This window comes from Kitasatospora sp. RG8, assembly GCF_017813315.1.
GTDB lineage: Bacteria > Actinomycetota > Actinomycetes > Streptomycetales > Streptomycetaceae > Kitasatospora.
The window spans coordinates 1-20,647 of the sequence record NZ_JAGIYX010000031.1 but is presented as its reverse complement, the minus strand read 5'-3'; the positions used below and the strand labels follow the sequence as shown (position 1 = coordinate 20,647).

Annotated in this window: 17 protein-coding genes and 1 rRNA gene; 7 read left to right on the top strand and 11 right to left on the bottom strand. The window is 74.3% G+C overall.

The features are described from left to right. Positions 1 to 5 precede the first annotated feature (5 nt). Positions 6 to 422 (top strand): RidA family protein, encoded by a 417-nt coding sequence (locus tag J5Y04_RS33425; RefSeq protein WP_209416164.1) that lies wholly within the window; start codon positions 6 to 8, stop codon positions 420 to 422. Here J5Y04_RS33425 and J5Y04_RS33420 read toward each other — a convergent pair. Next, complete coding sequence (locus J5Y04_RS33420) at positions 419 to 1,819, bottom strand: MFS transporter (protein ID WP_209416163.1); 1,401 nt, start codon at positions 1,817 to 1,819, stop codon at positions 419 to 421. The genes J5Y04_RS33425 and J5Y04_RS33420 overlap by 4 nt on opposite strands. 84 nt (positions 1,820 to 1,903) lie before the next feature. Between J5Y04_RS33420 and J5Y04_RS43745 the strand changes: the two genes are divergently transcribed. Together J5Y04_RS43745 and J5Y04_RS33410 are read left to right on the top strand one after the other, a co-directional pair. After that, positions 1,904 to 2,896 carry a helix-turn-helix transcriptional regulator gene (locus tag J5Y04_RS43745; protein WP_209416162.1) on the top strand — a complete coding sequence of 331 codons (993 nt, stop codon included), beginning with the start codon at positions 1,904 to 1,906 and terminating at the stop codon, positions 2,894 to 2,896. Positions 2,897 to 3,247: 351 nt separating this feature from the next. Continuing rightward, complete coding sequence (locus J5Y04_RS33410; protein ID WP_209416161.1) at positions 3,248 to 5,566, top strand: glycosyl hydrolase family 18 protein; 2,319 nt, start codon at positions 3,248 to 3,250, stop codon at positions 5,564 to 5,566. Between the two features lie 157 nt (positions 5,567 to 5,723). On the opposite strand, the gene J5Y04_RS33405 is transcribed toward J5Y04_RS33410, so the two are convergent. After that, the gene (locus J5Y04_RS33405; RefSeq protein WP_209416160.1) at positions 5,724 to 7,001 is read right to left on the bottom strand and encodes a geranylgeranyl reductase family protein; all 1,278 of its coding nucleotides are present in this window, start codon (positions 6,999 to 7,001) and stop codon (positions 5,724 to 5,726) included. Positions 7,002 to 7,171: 170 nt separating this feature from the next. Here J5Y04_RS33405 and J5Y04_RS33400 point away from each other — a divergent pair, with 170 nt between their 5' ends. Beyond that, a complete protein-coding gene (locus J5Y04_RS33400) occupies positions 7,172 to 8,539 on the top strand; it encodes a dipeptidase (RefSeq protein ID WP_209416159.1) in 1,368 nt (455 codons plus the stop codon). Positions 8,540 to 8,591: 52 nt separating this feature from the next. Here J5Y04_RS33400 and J5Y04_RS33395 read toward each other — a convergent pair whose 3' ends face one another. From J5Y04_RS33395 to J5Y04_RS33365, 7 genes are all read right to left on the bottom strand, one after another. Beyond that, on the bottom strand, positions 8,592 to 9,419 hold the full coding sequence (locus J5Y04_RS33395; protein ID WP_209416158.1) for a DUF4184 family protein: 828 nt from the start codon (positions 9,417 to 9,419) through the stop codon (positions 8,592 to 8,594). A gap of 152 nt (positions 9,420 to 9,571) precedes the next feature. Next, positions 9,572 to 10,639: an NUDIX hydrolase gene (locus tag J5Y04_RS33390; protein ID WP_209416157.1), complete on the bottom strand. Its 1,068-nt coding sequence runs from the start codon at positions 10,637 to 10,639 to the stop codon at positions 9,572 to 9,574. A 463-nt stretch (positions 10,640 to 11,102) separates the two neighbouring features. After that, positions 11,103 to 11,990 carry a C40 family peptidase gene (locus J5Y04_RS33385; RefSeq protein ID WP_209416156.1) on the bottom strand — a complete coding sequence of 296 codons (888 nt, stop codon included), beginning with the start codon at positions 11,988 to 11,990 and terminating at the stop codon, positions 11,103 to 11,105. Positions 11,991 to 12,254: 264 nt separating this feature from the next. Beyond that, positions 12,255 to 13,676, bottom strand: coding sequence for an acyl-CoA synthetase (locus tag J5Y04_RS33380; protein ID WP_209416155.1), 1,422 nt, complete (start codon positions 13,674 to 13,676; stop codon positions 12,255 to 12,257). A 196-nt stretch (positions 13,677 to 13,872) separates the two neighbouring features. Beyond that, on the bottom strand, positions 13,873 to 14,835 hold the full coding sequence (locus J5Y04_RS33375) for an electron transfer flavoprotein subunit alpha/FixB family protein (RefSeq protein WP_209416154.1): 963 nt from the start codon (positions 14,833 to 14,835) through the stop codon (positions 13,873 to 13,875). 45 nt (positions 14,836 to 14,880) lie between these two features. After that, the gene (locus J5Y04_RS33370; RefSeq protein WP_209414610.1) at positions 14,881 to 15,666 is read right to left on the bottom strand and encodes an electron transfer flavoprotein subunit beta/FixA family protein; all 786 of its coding nucleotides are present in this window, start codon (positions 15,664 to 15,666) and stop codon (positions 14,881 to 14,883) included. Positions 15,667 to 16,126: 460 nt separating this feature from the next. After that, a complete protein-coding gene (locus tag J5Y04_RS33365; RefSeq protein WP_209416153.1) occupies positions 16,127 to 16,540 on the bottom strand; it encodes a thioredoxin family protein in 414 nt (137 codons plus the stop codon). Between the two features lie 212 nt (positions 16,541 to 16,752). Here J5Y04_RS33365 and J5Y04_RS33360 point away from each other — a divergent pair, with 212 nt between their 5' ends. The 3 genes from J5Y04_RS33360 to J5Y04_RS33350 all read left to right on the top strand — a co-directional run bounded on the left by J5Y04_RS33360 (position 16,753) and on the right by J5Y04_RS33350 (position 19,704). Next, positions 16,753 to 17,178, top strand: a complete 426-nt coding sequence (locus J5Y04_RS33360) for a DUF4395 domain-containing protein (protein ID WP_209416152.1) — start codon at positions 16,753 to 16,755, stop codon at positions 17,176 to 17,178. Between the two features lie 278 nt (positions 17,179 to 17,456). Continuing rightward, positions 17,457 to 18,227, top strand: a complete 771-nt coding sequence (locus tag J5Y04_RS33355; RefSeq protein WP_209416151.1) for a 1-acyl-sn-glycerol-3-phosphate acyltransferase — start codon at positions 17,457 to 17,459, stop codon at positions 18,225 to 18,227. 301 nt (positions 18,228 to 18,528) lie between these two features. Beyond that, a complete protein-coding gene (locus J5Y04_RS33350) occupies positions 18,529 to 19,704 on the top strand; it encodes a PD40 domain-containing protein (RefSeq protein ID WP_209416150.1) in 1,176 nt (391 codons plus the stop codon). A 16-nt stretch (positions 19,705 to 19,720) separates the two neighbouring features. Here the strand turns inward: J5Y04_RS33350 and J5Y04_RS33345 are convergent, their stop codons facing one another. Then, a complete protein-coding gene (locus J5Y04_RS33345) occupies positions 19,721 to 20,437 on the bottom strand; it encodes a hypothetical protein (RefSeq protein ID WP_209416149.1) in 717 nt (238 codons plus the stop codon). Positions 20,438 to 20,545: 108 nt separating this feature from the next. Further along, positions 20,546 to 20,647, bottom strand: a 5S ribosomal RNA gene (rrf, locus tag J5Y04_RS33340); the annotation flags it as partial.

Sequence of the window (20,647 nt, the reverse complement as noted above, 5' to 3'; positions counted from 1 at the left end):
TCGCCATGACCTCGCACTCCCAGCACCTGACCCACATCGCCGAGCCGCCCGGGGTCGCTCCCGGCACCGGCTACACCCAGGTCGTCACCGGCACCGGCCGCCTGGTGGCCGTCTCCGGCCAGGTCGCGTTCGACGAGCAGCGGCACCTGGTCGGGGCCGGCGACCCGAAGGCGCAGGCGCGTCAGGTCTTCGAGAACCTGAGCCGCTGCCTGGCCGCCGCCGGGGCCGGCTTCGGCGACGTCGTCAAGCTGACCTACTTCGTCACCGACATCGGGTTCATGCCCGCCATCCGCGAGGCCCGGGACGAGTACTTCGGCTCCACGCCGCTCCCGGCCAGCTCGGCGATGCAGGTCGCCGCGCTGTTCCTGCCGGAGGTGCTGATCGAGATCGAGGCCCTCGCCCTGGTTCCCGGGGAGGGCTAGGACGCCTCGACCGTGCCTCGCCGCCCGGCCCACTGGACGGCGGGGCGCACGGCCAGGCCGGCGGCGGCGAGCAGGGCTCCGAGGGCGGCCCAGCCGATCAGGCCGTACCCGATCACGGCGGTGGTGACCACCGCCGGACCGATCATCAGCGCGGCGGCCGAGCCGGCGTTGTAGACGCCCTGGTAGGCACCGTGGTCGCGTTCGCCGGCCAGGTCGTAGCTGAGCGCCCAGCCGCCGGCCTGGCCGAGCACCTCGCCGAGCGCCTGCAGGGCGACGCCCGCGAGCACCACCACGGCGGCGACCGTGGCGGGCAGACCGTGGGCCAGGGCGATCACCAGGCAGGACGCCGCCAGGATCACCCCGGCCCGGCCGCAGGCCCGGGCGGCGCCGGCCCGTTCCTCGGTGCCCCGGGTGGCCCGGACCTGGAGGGCGATCACCAGCACGGTGTTGACGATCATGGTGGCGGCCACGGTGATCCGGGGCGCGTCGGTGTGCTGGACGACCCAGAGCGGCACGCCGACCTCCAGCATCGCGAACTGCAGGCAGAGCAGCGCGTTCAGCACCGTCACCACCAGGAACGGCCCGTCCCGCAGTGCGGGGTTGCGCTTGCGCCCGCCCCCGGCCTGCTGCCCGTCCGCCGCGGCCTTCCGCGCCGCCGCCGGGACGGCCAGGCGGTAGAAGAGCACGGCGACGACGGCGTACGAGACGGCGTCGGCCAGGATCGCCGTCAGGTACGCCTGCCGGGTGTCCACCTGGAGCGCGATCGCGCCGATCGAGGTACCGAGGCAGATCCCGATGTTGGTCACCACCCGCAGGTAGGCCCGGCCCGCCACCCGGCGGTCGGCGGGCAACACCTCCGCGTAGAGGGCGTTGCGCGTGGCGGCCGCGCCGCGGTCGACGGCGGACACCACGCAGGCCAGCGCCAGGAAGGCCGGGTAGCTGTGCACCAGGGCGTAGCCGGCGGTGGCGACCGCGTTCAGGGCGACCAGCGTCACCAGGACCGGCCGCGCACCCCACCGGTCGGCGGCCCGTCCGGCCGGCACGCTGGCGGCGACCCCGCAGAGGCCCGCGACGGTGAGGCCGAGGCCGAGCTGGGCGGCGCTCAGCCCGAGGACGCGGGTGAAGAAGAGCACGCCGACGGCCATCGAGAGCCCACTGCCGACCGTGTTGACGAGCGTGATCCCGGCGAGCCGGCGCACCATCGGGTCGGGGTGCAGCAGTCGGGCGGCGCGGCCCGGCCCGGTGCCGGCGTCGCCGGACGGCCCGGCGCCGGAGGATCCCTCGCCGGCGGAGGGCCCCCGGCCGGCGGAGCCGGGTTCGGTCGGGCCCGGGTCGGGCGATTCGTCGGCGGACAGGCCGGAGGAAGGTGCGGAGGACTCCGCCGATGAGGTGGTCATGCCCACGATCCCACCCCGTCCCCCCGCCTCCGCAGTATTGATTTAGGCTCTGGCTGAAAGCAGCGGTCACCGGGGGCGGAGCACGTGCACAGATTCAGGCTCGGCCTTGCCGACCTCGCCAGCACCTCCTTCGCCTGCTCGCCGATCCAGGAGGCCGCGCTCAGTCTGCGGATGTGGACCCACCCGGGCTACTACGTCCTGCAGTCCCCCGCCTTCGAACGACTGCGCCCGGCGTTCGAGCGGCTGGACTCCACCCTGCTGCTCTCGCTGGTCGCCGACAACCGCTGGGTGCCGGACTTCCTGACGCCCCGGCCCGCCTCCCCCGCGCCGGACTTCCGCACCGAGCTGGCCGTGGTCCGCGCCCTGCCGCCCGAGGAGCTCCGCCCCGAGCTGGAGCAGACCTTCCTGCCGAACGGCCGGCCGCTGCCGGCCCCGCTGGCGGCCGGGCTGGCCGATCCGGCCCGGCTGCTGGCCCGGATCGCGGACGCGCTGGAGGAGTACTGGGAGCTCTGCCTCGCCCCCACCTGGTGGCCGCAGGCCCGCGCGGTGCTGGAGGCGGACCTCGTGTACCGCGCACGGGTGCTCGCCCAGCAGGGCGCGGCGGCGCTCTTCGCCAACCTGGACCACCGGTTGCACTGGGAGGACGGGGTGCTCTCGATCAACCGGCGCTGGACGCCGAAGGACGGCGAGATCACCGTGGACGGGCGCGGACTGGTACTGGTGCCAACCTTCTTCGCCCGCGGCGCCATCACGATGATCAGCAACGACCGTGCACCGCAGATCAGTTACCCGGCCCGCGGCCAGGGCGGCATGGCCGGACCGCCGCTACCGGTCGCCCCGCGGGCCCTGGAGCAGCTGCTCGGCGCCCCGAAGGCGCGGCTGCTCGCGGTCCTGGTCGAACCCGCCTCGACCACCGACCTGGCCTACCGGCTGGGCGTCACCCCGGGCGCGGTCAGCCAGCACCTGGCGGTGCTGCACCAGACCGGTCTGGTGACCCGGGCCCGGCACGGCCGCTCGGTGCTCTACAGCCGCAGCCCGCTCGGCGACGAGCTCACCGGCGGCCCCCGCCGCTCCTGACCGGGGACCGGACCACAGACCGGGCCGGGGACCGGACCGACGCAGGACCGAGGCCGGACCGACGAAGGACCGGGAGCCGGGCCGACGCAGGACCAGCGCAGGACCGGGCCAGGACCAGAACCGCCCCCGGGAGCCCGGCCCCACACCCTCAACTCCCAAGTGGTACAGACCTGTTGACGCATTGGTCCAGTCCTCCTACAGTTCCCATGCCCCGTCCCCCCACGGCGCGGGCACCGGTCGGCCACGCACCACCGGCCGGACGTCGTCACCACCGGCCGGCGCACCGCGGGCCGGGCACCACTCGTACGGTTCTGCGCCACCCTGTCCAACCCCACAGTCACAGGGAGAACCATGTCCGACCGATCCAGGGCCGCCGGCCCCCGGGCCCGCCGCCCGCGAGCGCGCAGCAGACTGCTGACGCTGCTCTGCGCCCTGCTCCTCCCGCTGGCCGCGCTCACCGCGCTGGCCGCCCCGGCGAACGCGGCCGGAAAGCTCACCGCCGCCTTCACCACCGCCGACAACGGCTCGTGGTGGAAGGGCACCTACATCGTCCACAACGACAACGCCGCCGCGGTCTCCGGCTGGACGCTGGAGTTCGACCTGCCGGCCGGCGTGACGATCCAGAGCAGCTACAACGGCGCCGCCACCGTCAACGGCCGCCACGTCACCGTCACCAACGCGTTCTACAACGCGGGCGTCCCCGCCCACGGCACCACCGAGCCGTACAGCTTCTGGTTCGTGGCCAACGGCCCGATCGGCACACCGGCCGGCTGCCGGATCAACGGCGACAAGTGCGACGGGAGTTCGGACGTCCTGCCGTCCGCGCCCGGCACCCCGACGGTCACCGGGTCGACCGCGCACAGCCTCGCGCTGAAGTGGCCGGCCGCCACCGGCGGGGACTTCCCGGTGGCCTCCTACGAGGTGCTGAACGGCGGCGCCGTGGTGGGCACCAGCGCCGGCACCGACACCGTGGTCACCGGCCTCACCCCGGCCACCTCGTACACCCTGGCAGTCCGTGCCAAGGACACCCGGGGCAATGCCGGCCCGCCGAGCGCGCCGGTCACGGCCTCGACCTTCGACCCGGCCACCGACCCGGTGCCGCCCACCGCCCCCACCGACCTCCGGGCCACGGCGGTCACGTCCACGGACGTCACGCTCGCCTGGAACGCCGCCACCGACAACCAGCGGGTGGCCGCGTACGACGTCTACCAGGGCACCACCCTGGTGCGGTCCGTCACCGGCTCCACCCTGACCGCGACCGTCGACGGCCTCTCCCCCTCGACCGGTTACACCTTCACCGTCAGGGCCCGCGACGGCGCCGACAACGCCTCGCCCGCCTCCGCCCCGCTCGCCGTCACCACCGGCGACCTGGTCGGGGCCGGCAAGTACGCCCGGGTCGGCTACTTCACCCAGTGGGGCATCTACGGCCGCCAGTACTTCGTGAAGAACCTCGACACCTCGGGCAGCGCGGCCAAGCTCGACGTCATCAACTACGCCTTCGAGAACATCGATCCGGTCAACCTGACCTGCCTGGCCGGCGTGACCAAGGGCACCACCGCCAACCCGCAGGACCCGGACCAGGGGACGGGCGCGGGCGACGCCGACGCCGACTACGCCCGCCCGATGAGCGCCGCCCAGTCGGTGGACGGCGTCGCCGACGACGGCTGGGGCAAACTGCGCGGCAACTTCAACCAGTTGAAGAAGCTCAAGGTCAAGTACCCGAACCTGAAGGTGGTCGTGTCGCTCGGCGGCTGGACGTACTCCAAGTACTTCTCCGACGCGGCCGCCACCGACGCCTCCCGCCAGAAGTTCGTCAGGTCCTGCCTCGACGTCTGGATCAAGGGCAACCTGCCGCTCTACAACGGCGCCGGCGGCGACGGCGTGGCGGCCGGCATCTTCGACGGCATCGACCTCGACTGGGAGTGGCCCGGTTCCGGCGACGGCCACGCCGGCAACCACTACAGCGCCAACGACAAGGGGAACCTGACCCTGCTGCTGGCCGAGTTCCGCAAGCAGCTGGACGCCCTGGGCGGCCCGCACAAGCTGCTGACCGCCTTCACCCCGGCCGACCCGGCCAAGGTCGGCCAGGGCTGGGACCTCTCGAAGATCTTCGACTACCTGGACATCGCCAACGTCCAGGGCTACGACTTCCACGGCGCCGGCAGCGACAACTCGTGGGAGCCCGACCGGACCGGTCACCAGGCCAACCTCTACGCCGACACCCAGGACCCGTACAACGTCCAGTTCAGCGTGGACGCGGCCGTCCGGACCTACCTCGACGCCGGGGTCAACCCGCGCAAGCTGACCATCGGCTTCCCGTTCTACGGGCGCGGCTGGCAGGGCGTGGCGGACGGCGGCGCGGCGGGCGAGTGGCAGAGCTCGACCGGCGCGGCCCCGGGCCAGTTCGCCGAGGAGGCCGGAACCCGCGGGTACAACAACCTCATCACCACCTTCCCCAACCTCACCGTCTACCACGACCAGCAGTCCGTCTCCACGTACGGCTACACCGGCGCGGGCGGGCAGTGGTGGACCTTCGACGACGCCTGGTCGATCAGCCGGAAGACGGCCTACCTGAAGTCGAGGAACCTGCTCGGCGCGATGATCTGGGAGATGACCGGCGACACCCCGGGCGGCACCCTCATCACGGCCCTCGACACCGGACTCAAGTGACCGCCGGACTCACGTGACCGCCGGACTCACGTGAGCACCGCACTCACGTGACCGCCGAGCCCGGGCGAGCACCGGGCCGGCCCGGACGGACAGGGGCTCCCGGGGCGGGTACCAGCCGCCCCGGGAGCCCCCCCGTGCACCACCGCCACCGCTACCGTTACCGCGAGGCCAGCGACGTCAGCTTCCGCGCCGCCCGGTACTGCCGCAGCACCTGGGCGAAGGTGGTGTGCCCCTGGGTCGTCCGGGCGAACGCCCGCCAGGCCGGGGCGACCAGGCAGACCGCCGCGTGGAACAGGTACGGCCGGCGCTCGAAGGCGGTCAGCATCAGCTTGCCGGCCCGCATCTCCACGCCCAGCCCGGCCTTGATCGCGAACGCGTAGTTCAGCGCCTCGCGCCGCACCCCGGCCGCGTTGCCCGCCTCGGCCACCTTCACCGCCCACTCGCCGGCCAGCCGGCCCGAGCGCAGCGCGTAGGAGATGCCCTCGCGGGTCCACGGCTCCAGCAGGCCGGCCGCGTCGCCGGCCACCAGCACGCGGCCCCGGGAGAGCGGCGAGTCCTCGGCCCGGCAACGGGTCAGGTGCCCCGACTCCACGCTCGGCGGGAAGCCCGCCAGGCCGAGGCGGCGGATGTAGTCGGCCAGGTACTGCTTGGTCCGCTCGCCGTCGCCGCGGGCCGAGATCACCCCGACGGTGAGGCTGCCGGACTCGGTCTTCGGGAAGACCCAGCCGTAACTGCCGGGCAGCGGGCCCCAGTCCAGGTGGATCCGGCCGACCCAGTCGGCCGCGACCGAGGCCGGGACGGGGATCTCCGCCTCCAGGCCGAGGTCGATCTGGTCGAAGGACACGCCGACGTGCCGCCCGATCCGGCTGGCGCTGCCGTCGGCGCCCACCACCGCGCGTGCCTCGAAGCTGCGCCCGTCGGAGGCGGTGACGACGGCCGTCCGGTGCTCGCCGCCGCGCTGCTCCACGCCGGTGACGGTCACTCCGGTGACCAGCACCGCGCCCGCCTGCTTGGCCGCCTGCACCAGGCGCAGGTCGAACTCGTCCCGGTTGACCAGCCCGAACAGCATCCGCTTCGACCGCCGCGTCCGGGTGAACCGGCCGCCGTACGCGAACGTGACGGCGTGCACCCGGTCCTGCAACGGCAGCCGGAAGTCCGGCGGCAGGCTGTCCCGGGACGGGCCGATGATGCCGCCGCCGCAGGTCTTGTAGCGGGGGTGCTCGGCCTTGTCGAGCAGCAGGACGCGGCGGCCCTGCGAAGCGGCGGCGTGCGCGGCCGAGGCCCCGGCCGGTCCGGCGCCGACCACGACGACGTCCCAGACGCCGTCGAGGCCGTCGGGTCCGGGCGCCGCCCGGTCAGGCTGCGGCTCGGACGGCTGTCCGGACGCCGCGGCGTCGAGCGGGCTACGGGGATCGGAGCTTCCGGAGTCAGTCACGTCGAGCAATCCTATGCGGCCGGGTGAGCCATCGTCCGCTGCGGCACCCCGAACGTCCGCACGAACCCCGCGGGCGCCCGTTCGACTCCGCCTATGATCGGCGGTACCCCCGTCAGCAACCATCCGCCCGGAGCACCCCCCGGACGGACCAGCCCTCCCGGAGCACCCGCATGCCACAGCAGCCCCTGGCCGACGCCGTCCGGTCCCTGATGGACCGTGCCCGCACCGACCTCGCCGAACTGGTCGCCTTCCCGTCGGTCGCCGACCCGCGCCAGTTCCCGGTCGAGGAGTGCGAGAAGGCCGCCCGCTGGGTCGCCGACGCCTTCGCCGCCGAGGGCCTGACGAACGTGCAGCTGCTGGACACCCCCGACGGCACCCAGTCGGTCTACGCCGAACTGCCCGGCCCGGCCGGCGCGCCCACCGTGCTGCTCTACTCCCACTACGACGTCCAGCCCCCGCTGGACGAGTCCGGCTGGCTGAGCCCCGCCTTCGAGCTGACCGAGCGCGACGGCCGCTGGTACGGGCGCGGCGCAGCCGACTGCAAGGGCAACATCCTCATGCACCTGACGGCCCTTCGGGCGCTGCGCCAGGTCCACGGGGACGCCTACCCGGTCGGGCTGAAGATCATCGTCGAGGGCTCGGAGGAGCAGGGCACCGGCGGCCTGGAGCGGTACGCGGAGGCGCACCCCGAGCTGCTGGCCGCCGACGCCATCGTGATCGGCGACACCGGCAACTTCGCGGCCGGCCTGCCCACCGTCACCGCCTCGCTGCGCGGCATGACGGTGGTCGAGGTGGCGATCACCACGCTGGCCGGCAACCTGCACTCCGGTGCCTTCGGCGGCGCCGCCCCGGACGCCCTCCAGGCCCTGGTGAAGGTGCTGGCCTCGCTGCACGACGAGCACGGCGACGTCGCGGTGGCCGGGCTGACCAGTGACCAGACCTGGTCCGGGGTTCAGTACGCCGACGAGCAGTTCCGGGCCGACGCCAAGGTGCTGGACGGCGTCACGCTGACCGGCACCGGCACCGTCGCCGACCGGCTCTGGGCCCGCCCGGCGGTCACCGTCCTCGGCATCGACGCCCCGCCGGTGATCGGCGCGACCTCCTCCGTCCAGGCCTCGGCCAAGGCCCTGGTCAGCCTGCGGGTGCCGCCGGGCACCGACACCGCCGCCGCCCAGGACGCGCTGGTCGCCCACCTGGAGGCCCAGGTGCCGTTCGGCGCGCAGCTCCGGATCGAGCGGCACGGCAACGGCGCGCCGTTCAGCGCGGACACCTCCGGCCCGGCCTACGAGGCGATGGGCGAGGCGATGGCGGAGGCCTTCGGCACCCCGATGGTGGCCTCCGGCGAGGGCGGCTCGATCCCGCTCTGCAACACGCTGCGCACGCTCTACCCGGAGGCCGAGATCGTGCTGATCGGCGTCGAGGAGCCGACCACCCAGATCCACGCGGTCAACGAGAGCGTCGACCCGCTGGAGCTGGAGCGGATGGCGCTGACCGAGGCGCTCTTCCTGCGCCGCTACGCCGAGCTGCGCAAGGCCTGAGGCCGCCGGGCGGCCGCCGGTCGCGGACCCGCCGCCCCGTCACGCGCCCCCGTCACACCGGCACCCGCTCGGCCGGCCGCTCCCGGCCCCCCGGGCGGGTGCCGCCGCGCCTCCCCGGGCGTGCCACCGCCGCGTGCAGCAGCGCGTACCCGACGGCGCCGACCGCGAGGCCGGCGCCCGCCCCGAAGCAGAACTCGGGGATCAGGTTCCGCCGCAGCGGCGTCAGCCGGTGCACCACCCCGGCCGCCGTCGCCGCGCCCAGCACCGCGACGGCGGCCCGCCGCACCCCGGCCGGCAACGCCACCGCCGGCCGGACCGGCTCCACCGCCCGGACCGCCTTCACCAGGTACCCGGCCAGTGCGGCCAGCGCCAGCGCCGAGCTGCCGTACTGCAGCACGGTGTACAGCGGGAGCCCGGCGACCGTGCGGTCCAGCACCGGCAGCAGGGTGACGCCCAGACGGCCCCCGTGGGTGAAGGCGTCCCAGCCGACGTGGGTGGCCGCGCCGAGCGCCGCCGAACCCGCGAACCAGGCCGCGTCCACCGCCCCGCGCGCCGCCGCCGTTCCACGCCGCCGGGCGGTCAGCGCCTCGGCCGCGGGTGCCAGGCGGTCGGGCAGCAGCCCCACCAGGGGCCCGCGCAGCAGCGTGTGCCACCCGGCCACCAGGACGCCCGCGATCGCCACGTCCACCGTCGCCACCCCCCACCAACTGTGGGTCGGCCCGCCCAGACCGTAAGCCCCCGGCAGCAGCGACTCGGCGAAGAACGGCACGTCGGGCGCCATCGACCCGGCGACGAGCGCGGAGGCGACCAGCGGCCCGCGCGCCCCCGCCGCACGTAGCAGGGGCAGGACGGCGGCCGGATGGCTGAGTGTGAACGGCATGCCCCCATCCTGCCGTCCCCGGCCGGCCGCCGCCCCGGCCCGGGCCGACGCCGACGGGTCGGCCCGGGGCCGGGCTCCTACTGCCGGCGCGGACGGCCCGGCCGCCGCACCCCGCGGGCGTCCCCGCCCGGTCCGCTGCCTTGCCCCGTCCGCTACGCCGCGTCGGCCGCCCGGGCCAGGCCGAGCGCCGCCCGCCGGCCGGCCTCCAGGTACCGCAGCTCGCCGCTGCGGCGGGCGTCCAACGCGGCGGCGAGCCGGCGGTAGCGGCCCGGCGGCAGCAGGCCGGCCGCCTCCTCCAGGCTGACGAAGCGCCAGCCCCGCAGCTCCTCCTGCGGGAGCAGCAGGCGCTGGCGGGCGGCGGCGTCCAGCAGGCCGCCGTCGTAGACCAGCCGCAGGCCGCCGCGGCGCGGGCCGGTGCGCGGCTCCCAGTCGACCGCGAGCAGGCGCAGCGCGGCCGGGTCGAGGCGCAGCCCCAGTTCCTCCGCGGTCTCCCGCAGGGCGGCGTCGGTGGGGGCCTCCCCGCACTCGACGACGCCTCCGGGGAACTCCCAGTCCGGCTTGTAGACCGGGTCGACGAGCAGCACCCGGTCCTGCTCGTCGAAGAACAGGACGGCGGAGGCCACGGTGTCGCCGCTCGTGTCGGGGGTCTGGACGATCGGGCAGCGGGCGGAGCCGTCCCGGACGAGCCGGGCGAGCCGGGCGGCGGTCTCGCGCGGGGTCAGGGTGCTGTTGTCGACCAGTCTGGCGTCGCGGCCGAGCCAGCGGCGGGCGGCCAGGTAGCGGGGCACGTGTTCCAGGCACCACTGCCGGATCCGCGCGCTGCGTTCGGGGTCGTCGGGGACCTCCTCGCGTTGGGCGATGCGCGCACGCAGGATCGTTTCTTCAGGATCCAGCACGAGGTGGTGCACGGTGATCCCGTTCGAGGCGAGCGCACCGAAGATCTCGTCCCGGTAGTCCTCCCGGAGCAGCGTCATCGGGACGACCAGCGGGCCCGGCACCTCGCCGAGCAGCGCGGCCGCCGTCTCGGGGACGAGCCGGCGCCAGGCCGGCAGGTCCTGGAAGTCCGACACCGTCGCCAGCCGGTCGGCCGGGAGCATCCCGCGTAGCCCGAACCCGATCAGCTCCGGGTCGAAGAGCATGCTGCCGGGCAGCAGCTCCACCAACTCACGGCAGGCACTCGTCTTGCCCGCGCCGAACGTGCCATTGACCCAGACGATCACAACGTCCCCTGCCCCTCGACTTCCCCCGGTGCCGTTCGCACCGGGCGGCGCCCCCGTCAGTCGAACCAGCGCCACCCGAGGTGGTACCCCTGCCGCGCCGGTCCCCATGCCTCCGGACCGGGCCCTCCCAGCGAAGCGTGACCCGCCCCGTGACAGGGGCATGTGCCCAGGCCAGGCGGCCTACCCTACCCGCCGCACGCCCGCGCGACCGCCGGTGCGCACGCCCTCGATCGCCCTGTCTGTCCACTCCGTACGCGCCCCCTCCACGCCCCACGCGCCCCCTCCGTACCCGACCCCTCCGCACAGGAGGTCGGCCCGCCCGACTTCTCGTGCGGCCGCACGCCCCGCGAACCCCGACGCGCCGGACGCCCCCGCACACCCCGCACGCCCGACGCCCGGGCCGTCCGGGAGACGGTGTGTCTCCCGGACGGCCCGGGCGTCGTTGCACCCGTGCCCCTGGGACTCAGGGCCGGCCCATGAAGGCGGGGTAGTAGCCGCTGCTCATGCTGGAGATGCGGATGGTGGTACCCGGCCGGGCGGCCTCCACGTACTGGTTGTTGCCCAGGTAGATCGCCACGTGCTGGATGCCCCGGGCCGTACCGTCGGGCGACCAGAAGAGCAGGTCGCCACGGCGCAGCTGGCCGGCACGGACCGGAGTGGTCGCCGCGTACTGGTCGTTGGCCACCCGCGGCAGGTCGATCCCGCCGCGCCGGAAGGCCTGCTGGACCAGGCCGGAGCAGTCGTATCCGTTCGGCCCGTTGCCGGCCGTGACGAACGGCTTGCCGAGCTGGGCCAGCGCGAACTGCACGGCGGTCTCGACGTCCCCGTCCTCCGCGGGCTCCGCGGAGTCGGCGGACGCCCCGGACGAGGAGCCGGACGAGCCCGAGGAGGACCCGCCGGTCCGGTCCAGGTAGATGTCGTAGTGCGAGGTCCAGCGCCACTCGCCCTTGCTGTTCCTGAACCAGTAGCGCGAGCCGTCCCACCCCTGCTTGATCCCGCCGGAGGACGAGGACGACGACTTGGCCGCCGAGGTCGAGGATCCCCCGGTCCGGGCCTTGTAAATGTCGTAGTGCGAGGTCCAGCGCCACTGGCCCTGGCTGTTCTTGAACCAGTAGCGCGAGCCGTCCCAGCCGGCGTGGGCCGGCGCGGGCTCGGCGGCCGCGCTGCCCACGCTGGTGCCGAGGCCGATCACGCCCGATCCGGCCGCGATCACGGCCACCATCGCTATCCCCCGACGGACCCGCGCCGCCCGGGAGGGACGGGCGGCACGGGTCCGTCCGTCGGAGGTGGTGGTGTGCTGCCCGGTCTCGTCGTCGGCGGCACCCGGTGCGCCGGTGTTGACGGTCGTCATCCTGCTGTCTTCCTTTGCTGAGCGGGAACTGCGGAACCGTCCTCCGGCCGACCTGCCGCGACTTCCGGTCCTGCGACCGGAAGCCGCGGCATGTGGTCCAGCGATTCGGTTCTGCCTGCCAGTCACGGTAGGCACGCGTCCGCTCACGGCGCGCAGTGGAGTGCGCCAAAGGAAGGGTTCACGGTTGGTGAGCGACCAGACGGTCGATCAGGTGAGCGCCCGTCACCGGGCTGCCGCCCGGGCGACCGCCCGGATGACTTTCCGTCACCCGTGTGCCGACTCCGCCAGCAGCTGCTTCTTGAGCACCTTTCCCATGGCGTTCCTGGGAAGTTCGGGCACCAGCACCACCTTGCGGGGCCGCTTGTGCACCGAGAGCCGTTCCGCCACGAAGGCCGTCAGCTGTTCCCCCGTCACGGCGCCGTCCGCGATGACGTAGGCGACGACCGCCTGGCCGAGGTCCTCGTCGGGCGCGCCCACCACGGCCGCATCGGCGACCGCGGGGTGGTCGCGCAGGGCCGCCTCCACCTCACCGGCACCGATCCGGTAGCCGCCGCTCTTGATCAGGTCGACGGAGGCGCGGCCGACGATCCGGTGGAAGCCGTCCTCGCCGATCACCGCGACGTCCCCGGTGCGGAACCAGCCGTCCGCCGTCCAGGACTCGGCGTTGGCGTCGGGCCGGTCGAGGTAGCCGGTGAACAGGGTCGGCCCGGCGACCTGGAGTTCCCCGACGCTCTCGCCGTCGGACGGGACGGGCCCGCCGTCCTCGCCGACCAGCCGGGTCCGCACCCCGGTCACGGGCAGGCCGACGCTGCCGGGACGGCGCTCGCCGTCCGCCCTGGTGGAGACGGTGATCAGCGACTCCGTCATGCCGTACCGCTCGATCGGGGCGTGGCCGGTCAGGGCGGCCAGCCGCTCGAACACCGGCACCGGCAGCGGGGCGCTGCCGGAGACCAGCAGGCGGGCGGAGGCCAGCTGCCCGGCGGCCTCCGGGTCGGCGGCCAGCCGGGACCAGACGGTCGGCACGCCGAAGTACAGGCTGCCGCCGGCGGCCGCGTACCCCGCCGGGGTGGGCCGTCCGGTGTGCACCAGCCGGCTGCCGGTGCGCAGGGCGCCGAGCACGCCGAGCACCAGGCCGTGCACGTGGAAGAGCGGCAGGCCGTGGACCAGGGTGTCGTCGGCGGTCCACGCCCAGGCCCCGGCGAGCGCGTCCAGGTCGGCGGCGACGGCCGAACGGCGGATCATCGCCCCCTTGGGCGCGCCGGTGGTGCCCGAGGTGTAGAGCACGAACGCGGTGGCGTCCGGGTCGGGCTCGGCGTGGGTGGTGGCGGAACGCTCCGTCAGATCGACCGGCAGCCCGGCCACCCCGGCGTCCTGCGGCGCCGCGTCGGCGGCCGCGTGGGCGAGCAGGGCCGCGCCCGAGTCCCGGAGGATGTGCGCGCGCTCCTTGGGACCGGAGTCGGGCGGCAGCGGCACCACGGGCACGCCGGCCATCAGGCCGCCGACGACCGCGGCGACGGTCTCGGCGGTGGGCCGGGCCAGCACCGCCAGGGCGGGGGCGCCGGCCACCCGGTCGGCCACCGCGGCCGCCGCGCCGAGCAGCTGCTCGCGGGAGAGCGTGTGGCCGTCGATCCGCAGCGCGTCGCCGGAATCGCCGAAGTCGCCCTGAAGTGCCGTCAGGAGTGTCATGCCTCTGCCCTCGCCCTTGCTCGCGGTGTACGGCCGTGCCACCGCCGGCCGAACCCTCGCCGGCGTGTCACCGCCGGTCCTGTCCCTACCGGTCGTGGGGCCGACTCTACGGGCCGGACGGCGGGCCCCGGAAAGGCCGCAGGGCGCGCCCGGGAGGTCCCGGGGCGCGCCCTGCGGCTTCGACGTGCGCGGCGGATCAGCCCTTGCGGGCCTTCACCTCGCCGGTGAGCTGCGGCAGCACCTCGAAGAGGTCGCCCACGACGCCGTAGTCGGCCAGCTCGAAGATCGGGGCCTCGGCGTCCTTGTTGACGGCCACGATGGTCTTCGAGGTCTGCATGCCGGCCCGGTGCTGGATGGCGCCGGAGATGCCCGCCGCGATGTAGAGCTGCGGGGAGACCTGCTTGCCGGTCTGGCCGACCTGGTTGCTGTGCGGGTACCAGCCGGCGTCGACGGCGGCGCGCGAGGCACCGACGGCCGCGCCGAGCGCGTCCGCGAGCTCCTCGACCACGCCGAAGCCCTCGGCGGCACCGACGCCGCGGCCGCCGGAGACCACGATGGCGGCCTCGGTCAGCTCGGGGCGGCCGGTGGAGACGCGCGGGGTGCGCGAGACGACCTTGGCGGCGTTGCCGGTGAACGCGACGGTGACGTTCTCGACCGCGCCGGCGGCCGGGGCGGCCTCGGGGGCGACGGCGTTCGGCTTGACGGTGATGACCGGGGCGCCGTGCGACACCTTGGACTTCACCTGGAAGGACGCGGCGAACACCGACTGGGTGGCGACCGGGCCGTCCGCGCCGGCCTCCAGGTCGACGGCGTCGGTGATGATGCCGGAGCCGATCCGCAGCGCGACGCGGGCGGCGACCTCCTTGCCCTCGCCGGAGGAGGTGACCAGGACGGCACCGGCCCCGGCGGCCGTGGCGATCTGCGCCAGCGCGTCCACCTTGGGGACGACCAGCTGGTCGGCGAACTCGGCGCCGTCGGCGACGTACACCTTCGCCGCGCCGAACTCGCCGGCCTTGGCGGCGATGTCGGCGGCGGCCGCACCGGCACCGAGGACGACGGCCGACGGCTCGCCGATCCGGCGGGCCAGGGTCAGCAGTTCCAGGGCCGGCTTGCGGACCACACCGTCGGCGTGGTCCACGAGAACCAGGATCTCAGCCATGATTCGTTGCTCCTGATCGATCGTTGGAAACGCGAACGCGTGGGATTAGATGAACTTCTGGTCGGCGAGGAAGGCGGCGAGCTGCCTGCCGCCCTCGCCCTCGTCCTTGACGACCGTGCCCGCGGTCCGCGCCGGACGCGCCGCCACCGACTCGACCGCCGTCCACGACCCGCCCAGACCGACCTCGTCGGCCTCGATGCCCAGGTCGTCCAGGTCCAGCGACTCGACCGGCTTCTTCTTCGCCGCCATGATCCCCTTGAACGAGGGGTAGCGGGCCTCGCCCGACTGGTCGGTCACCGACACCACCGCCGGCAGCGGGGCCTCCACCAGCTCCGTCGCCGCGTCACCGTCCCGGCGGCCCTTCACCACGCCGCCCTCGACCGACACCTCGGACAGCAGCGTCACCTGCGGCACGCCCAGGCGCTCCGCCAGCAGCGCCGGCAGCACACCCATCGTGCCGTCCGTCGACGCCATGCCACCGATCACCAGGTCGAACCCGGTCTTCTCCAGCGCCTTCGCCAGCACCGCCGACGTCCCGATCACGTCCGAGCCGTGGATGTCGTCGTCGTTCACGTGCACGGCCTTGTCCGCGCCCATCGACAGCGCCTTGCGCAGCGCGTCCTTCGCGTCGTCCGGCCCGACCGTCAGCACCGTGACCTCGGCGTCGCCGTTCGCCTCCGCGATCCGCAGCGCCTGCTCCACGCCGTACTCGTCCAGCTCCGACAGAAGGCCGTCCACGCCCTCCCGGTCGGTGGTGTGGTCGTCCGCGAAACGACGGTCACCCGTCGCGTCCGGCACGTACTTCACACAGACAACGATCCTCAAGCTCACGGCCTGTCTCCTGTACTGGTCTCGTCCGGCGGCTGCGGCTGTGCAAGCGGGCGCGAACACGGAGCGCACCCGCTCCGGGCAGCGTGTTCCCGTGCCGGTCCGGAACTTCCTGGCAGCATACTCGCCAGTAGCTCAGTGGTCACTACTGGCCAGTAGCTTACGCCGCCAGGCCCCGGCCGGACGCCCCGCACGGCACCCGCAACGGCCCGGGAGACCCGGATCCGGAGGGACGGCGGGACGGCCTGCACTTGCCGTCAGCGCCCATCCTGCCCCAGCCCGCCCCCGGTACCACCCGACGGGGCGGCACACGGGCGCGGAGAAGCACCCCGGAACGGCGGGTCAGCGGCGGCCCGGCCCCCCGCCCGGGCCGCCGGCAGGGCCGAACCCGGGCCGGAACCCGGGCCGGAACCCGCGGAAGCGCGCCCGTCCGGCGCCGCCGGCCGACGCGCGACGGCCGACGTCAGACCGCCTCCCCCAGCGCCGCGATCACGTCCGCCTTCCGCGGCAGCCCCGCCGCCCGGCGCACCACCCTGCCGCCCGCGTCCAGCACCAGCACCGTCGGCGTCCGCAGGATCTCCAGCCGCCGGACCAGCTCCAGCTGCGCCTCCGCGTCCAGCTCGACGTGCGCGACCCCGTCGACCATGCCCGCAACCTCGCCGAGCACCCTGCGGGTGGCCCGGCAGGGCTGGCAGAAGGCGGACGAGAACTGCACCAGCGTGGCCCGCTCGCCCAGCGGCCCGCCCAGCTCCGCCTCCGACAACCGCACCGCCCCGTCCTTCGTGCGCACCCGCAGCCTCCCGTCGCGCTTGGCCCGCAGCAGCCCGAACGCGCTCGCCACCGCGAGCACGACAACGCACACCACCAACCCGGTCATCCCCCCCAGTCTGCGCCGACGCCCTCCGGCTCCCGCAGGGAGGTCGACCGCCGGGGCCGGGCACCCGTACGATCGCCGGGTGGACTCCGACCGCCCCGCACAGCCTCTGCTGACCACCCGCCGCGTGGTCGACCTGTGCCGGGCCACGGCCTCGCGCTGTCGCTGACGCGCCCCGCCGTCACCTCAGCCACGCGCCCACCTCCGGAGTCCCCGTGCAGATCGACCCCCGCGGCCCGCGCTTCGCCGCCGCGATCACCACGCTCGTCCTGATCACCGTCCTGCTCACCGGCAGCGGTCTGCTGCTCGCCCTCCAGGCCGTCGTCTTCGCCCTCGGCGCCGTCGGCGGCCTGCACCGCTCCCCGTACGGCCGGCTGTACCGGACCCTGGTCCGCCCCCGGCTGACGCCGCCCACCGAGACCGAGGACGAGCGCCCGCCGCGCTTCGCCCAGGGGGTCGGCCTGGCCTTCGCCGCCGTCGGCACGCTCGGCTTCCTCACCGGCGTGGCCTGGCTCGGCCTGCTCGCCACCGGCTTCGCACTCGCCGCGGCCTTCCTCAACGCCGTCTTCGGCTACTGCCTCGGCTGCGAGGTCTACCCGCTGGTACGCCGGGCCCGGGGACGGCTGGGCACCGCCGCCTGAGCCCGCCGCGGGCCCCGCCGCCGACCGGAGGATCCCCGCCCCGCACCCCCCGTGGCCCGGCACCGCGGGAAGGTTCCCGTCCGACCCATCACGGAGATCACACCCCCCGATCCCGCCCGACACCCCGGTTCAGGTGACAGCGGGCACTCGTTCGGGGGATCATCTCCGTGTATCACCCGTGGCCGCCGCGGCGTGCCGCGCCTCCGGTCGGCCCCCACCGCGCGGCCCGGGTACCGCCGTACCGGGCCGCCAGGGCCCGTGGGAAGTCAGGACTGACCGTGGCTGAGTTCGTGTACCCGCCGGTGATCGGCGCCGCACTGACCGTCTTCCGCGCGCTCGACGTGCGCATCAAGATCGTCGGCGCCGAGAACATCCCCGCCAAGGGCGGAGCGGTCCTGGTGAGCAATCACATCAGCTACCTGGACTTCCTCTTCGCCGGCCTCGGCGCCTACCGCGGGGGCAAGCGCAAGACCCGCTTCATGGCCAAGGACGACGTCTTCCGGCACGGCGTCTCCGGCCCGCTGATGCGCGGCATGAAGCACATCCCGGTCGACCGCACCGACGGCCAGCCCGCCTACGAGGCCGCCGTGCGGGCACTGCGCGCGGGCGAGGTCGTCGGGGTCTTCCCCGAGGCGACCATCAGCCGCTCGTTCATGCTGAAGAAGTTCAAGACCGGCGCCGCCCGGATGGCCTCCGACTCCGGCGCCCCGCTGCTGCCGGTCGTCCTCTGGGGCACCCAGCAGCTCTGGACCAAGGGCCGCCCCAAGACCCTCACCAAGCGGCACGTCCCCGTCACCATCATGATCGGCAAGCCGATCGTGCTGGAGCCGGGCGACAAGCCCGTCATGGTCACCCGCCGGCTGCGCGCCGCGATGAGCGAGATGCTCGACACCGCCCAGCGCGAGTACCCCGGCAAGCCGAGCGGCCCGGACGACACCTGGTGGCTGCCCGCCCAGCTCGGCGGCACCGCGCCGACCCTGGAGGTCGCCGAGGCCGAGGACGAGGCGGAGGCCACCGCCCGGGCCGAACGCCGCGCGAACCGGGGCTGACGCCGGCCCGGGGGCGATGGCCAGGACCAGAGCCCGAGCCAGGACCGCGCCCCGAGCCAGGACCGCGCCCCAGGCCCGCCCGGCCCGGCTCGGCCCGGCTCGGCCCGGGGACCATGCTCCCCGACGTGTCGACCGACCTGTCCGTATCCGATCGGTCAACCGGACGGTCCGCTCTTCATACTCCGTGCGACCGGCTGATGCCGGAGCGTAGCGTGTCGCCCGCCCTCCCGCACTCCCGATCTGCCACAGTGACAGCTCCCTCGGGGCCCTGTCCCGCAGTAGAGACGGAGATGACACGCCGATGACCGGCACACGGCAGCTGCCAATCACCCCCAAGACCCGCACCCGCGCCCGCGCAGGTGCGGGTCTTCTGCTCGCCGGCGCCATGCTCACCGGCTGCGGCGCCGAGCCGGGTGAGATCCCGCTCAGCGAGATCCGGGCCGAGACCCCGTCCGCGACCCCCACGCCCGAGCCCGCCGCCGGCCTCTCCGCCCCGACCGCAGGAGCCGTCGTCGCCGCGGCCAGCACGCGGCACAACGGCCAGATCGCCGGCCGGGTCTTCCTCGACGCCACCCGCACGACCAGCGCCGTCTTCACCGTCGCCCCCGACGGCACCGGCGAGCACCAGCTCACCCAGCCGCCCGCCCGGACCCGCGACGACCACCCCGACTGGTCCCCGGACGGCGCCACGCTCGCCTTCGACCGCACGGACGACGAGTCCGCCGGCCGGATCTGGACGATCGGCGCGGACGGTGCCGACGCCCGCCAGGTCGGCCCGCTCTGCGAAACCGGCGCCCCCGACTGCACCAACGAGCAGGAGATCACCCCGGCCTTCTCCCCCGACGGCCGGCAGATCGCCTTCAGCCGCGCCTGGGGAGCCACCGACCCGACCGCCGGCCAGATCCAGTACAGCGACGTCTACGTCATGAGCCCCGACGGCACCAACGTCCAGCGGCTGACCTTCCTCACCAACGACAAGCCGTACTCCGGCCTCGTCACCAACCCCTCCTGGTCACCGGACGGCAAGCAGCTCGTCTTCTCGTACCAGACCAGCGCCACCGGCCAGCCCGCCAACGGCCGCGCCCTCTACCTCGTCAACGCCGACGGCACCGGGCTGCGCCGGCTCACGCCCTGGGAGCTGCGCGCCGGCGACCGGGCCAACTGGTCCCCCGACGGCAGCCAGATCATCTTCACCACCTACCCGGCAGGCCCCGAGAACACCCCCGGCGGCGGCATCTACACCGTCCACCCCGACGGCACGGCCATCGGCGCCCTCACCCCCGGGCCGTCCGACGTCTTCTACGGGGTCGCCAGCTACTCCCCCGACGGCGCCTCGATCGCCTACGCCCAGGCCCCGCTCAACGGCACCGCCGAGCTGTACACGATGAAGAACGACGGCTCGAACGCCACGCCGGTCACCAGCACTCCCGACCGCTGGGAAACCCGGCCCGCCTGGGGCACGGCCGTGGCCCCCTAGCCGGGGCGCCGGCCGGTCACGAGGCCGTCGGCTGCGGGCTCATCGCGTGCTCGTAGAGCTTCTCCCGCGTCCGCTTGAGCAGTTCGGCGGCCTTCTTCCGCGACGCCTCCTCCGCCTTGTCGAGCGCGCCCGGGTAGTCCGCGGACATCCCCGCGCCCGCGCCGTAGTCGACGTCGACCGTCAGACGCACGTTCCCGTCGCAGACACCCGACTTGAACGACAGTTGGTCGACCGGCCCCGGGATGGTGTCGGTGAGCGGGTGCCGGACCGCCACCTCATAGCCCTCCTGGCCGAGGCCCCTGCCATCGGTCTTCTCGAACTTCCGCGTCTCGGTCGGCTTGGGCCCGCCCAGCGGGGCCTTGGCGATCTCCGCCTCGACCTCCAGCCAGTGGCAGCCGCGGGCCGCCTCGAAGACGGTCACGTCGATGCTCACCCGCCAGTCCTCCGTCGCCGGGCCGCCCGTGTAGCCGCAGCTGATCGTCTTGGACGGGTCGCCCGCGATCCCGTCGGTCGTCACCGGTATGGAGCTCCTCAGCTGCCCCGGCAGGCCGGGGTCACCCACCGTCGCGCAGAGGTCGCCGACCGTGCGGTACCAGCCGACGTGGCCCGCCTTGCCGTCGGCGCTGTTTCCACCGCTACCGGTGCCGTCGCTTCCGCAGGCGGCGAGGAACACGAGGCCGGCAGCCACGAGCGCGGCCGCACCGGTACGGGTGGTTCGGTTTCGAGTCGTCACGGCGCCAGGCTAGAGCCGATCCCCGCTCGAAGTCCGTGGAATGCAGAACTCCGGGAAACGCAGAGAACCCCCACCCGGGATCCGGGTGGGGGTTCTCTGTGAATGATTGTTCGGCGGCGTCCTACTCTCCCACAGGGTCCCCCCTGCAGTACCATCGGCGCTGTGAGGCTTAGCTTCCGGGTTCGGAATGTAACCGGGCGTTTCCCTCAC

Excerpts from the sequence above, each read along its gene's own strand:
- J5Y04_RS33395 (WP_209416158.1), bottom strand. The coding sequence starts at position 9,419 with ATGCCGTTCACACTCAGCCATCCGGCCGCCGTCCTGCCCCTGCTACGT.
- J5Y04_RS33425 (WP_209416164.1), top strand. The coding sequence starts at position 6 with ATGACCTCGCACTCCCAGCACCTGACCCACATCGCCGAGCCGCCCGGG.
- J5Y04_RS33365 (WP_209416153.1), bottom strand. The coding sequence starts at position 16,540 with ATGACCGGGTTGGTGGTGTGCGTTGTCGTGCTCGCGGTGGCGAGCGCG.
- J5Y04_RS33380 (WP_209416155.1), bottom strand. The coding sequence starts at position 13,676 with ATGACACTCCTGACGGCACTTCAGGGCGACTTCGGCGATTCCGGCGAC.
- J5Y04_RS33350 (WP_209416150.1), top strand. The coding sequence starts at position 18,529 with ATGACCGGCACACGGCAGCTGCCAATCACCCCCAAGACCCGCACCCGC.
- J5Y04_RS33385 (WP_209416156.1), bottom strand. The coding sequence starts at position 11,990 with ATGACGACCGTCAACACCGGCGCACCGGGTGCCGCCGACGACGAGACC.
- J5Y04_RS33400 (WP_209416159.1), top strand. The coding sequence starts at position 7,172 with ATGCCACAGCAGCCCCTGGCCGACGCCGTCCGGTCCCTGATGGACCGT.
- J5Y04_RS33410 (WP_209416161.1), top strand. The coding sequence starts at position 3,248 with ATGTCCGACCGATCCAGGGCCGCCGGCCCCCGGGCCCGCCGCCCGCGA.
- J5Y04_RS33420 (WP_209416163.1), bottom strand. The coding sequence starts at position 1,819 with ATGACCACCTCATCGGCGGAGTCCTCCGCACCTTCCTCCGGCCTGTCC.
- J5Y04_RS33375 (WP_209416154.1), bottom strand. The coding sequence starts at position 14,835 with ATGGCTGAGATCCTGGTTCTCGTGGACCACGCCGACGGTGTGGTCCGC.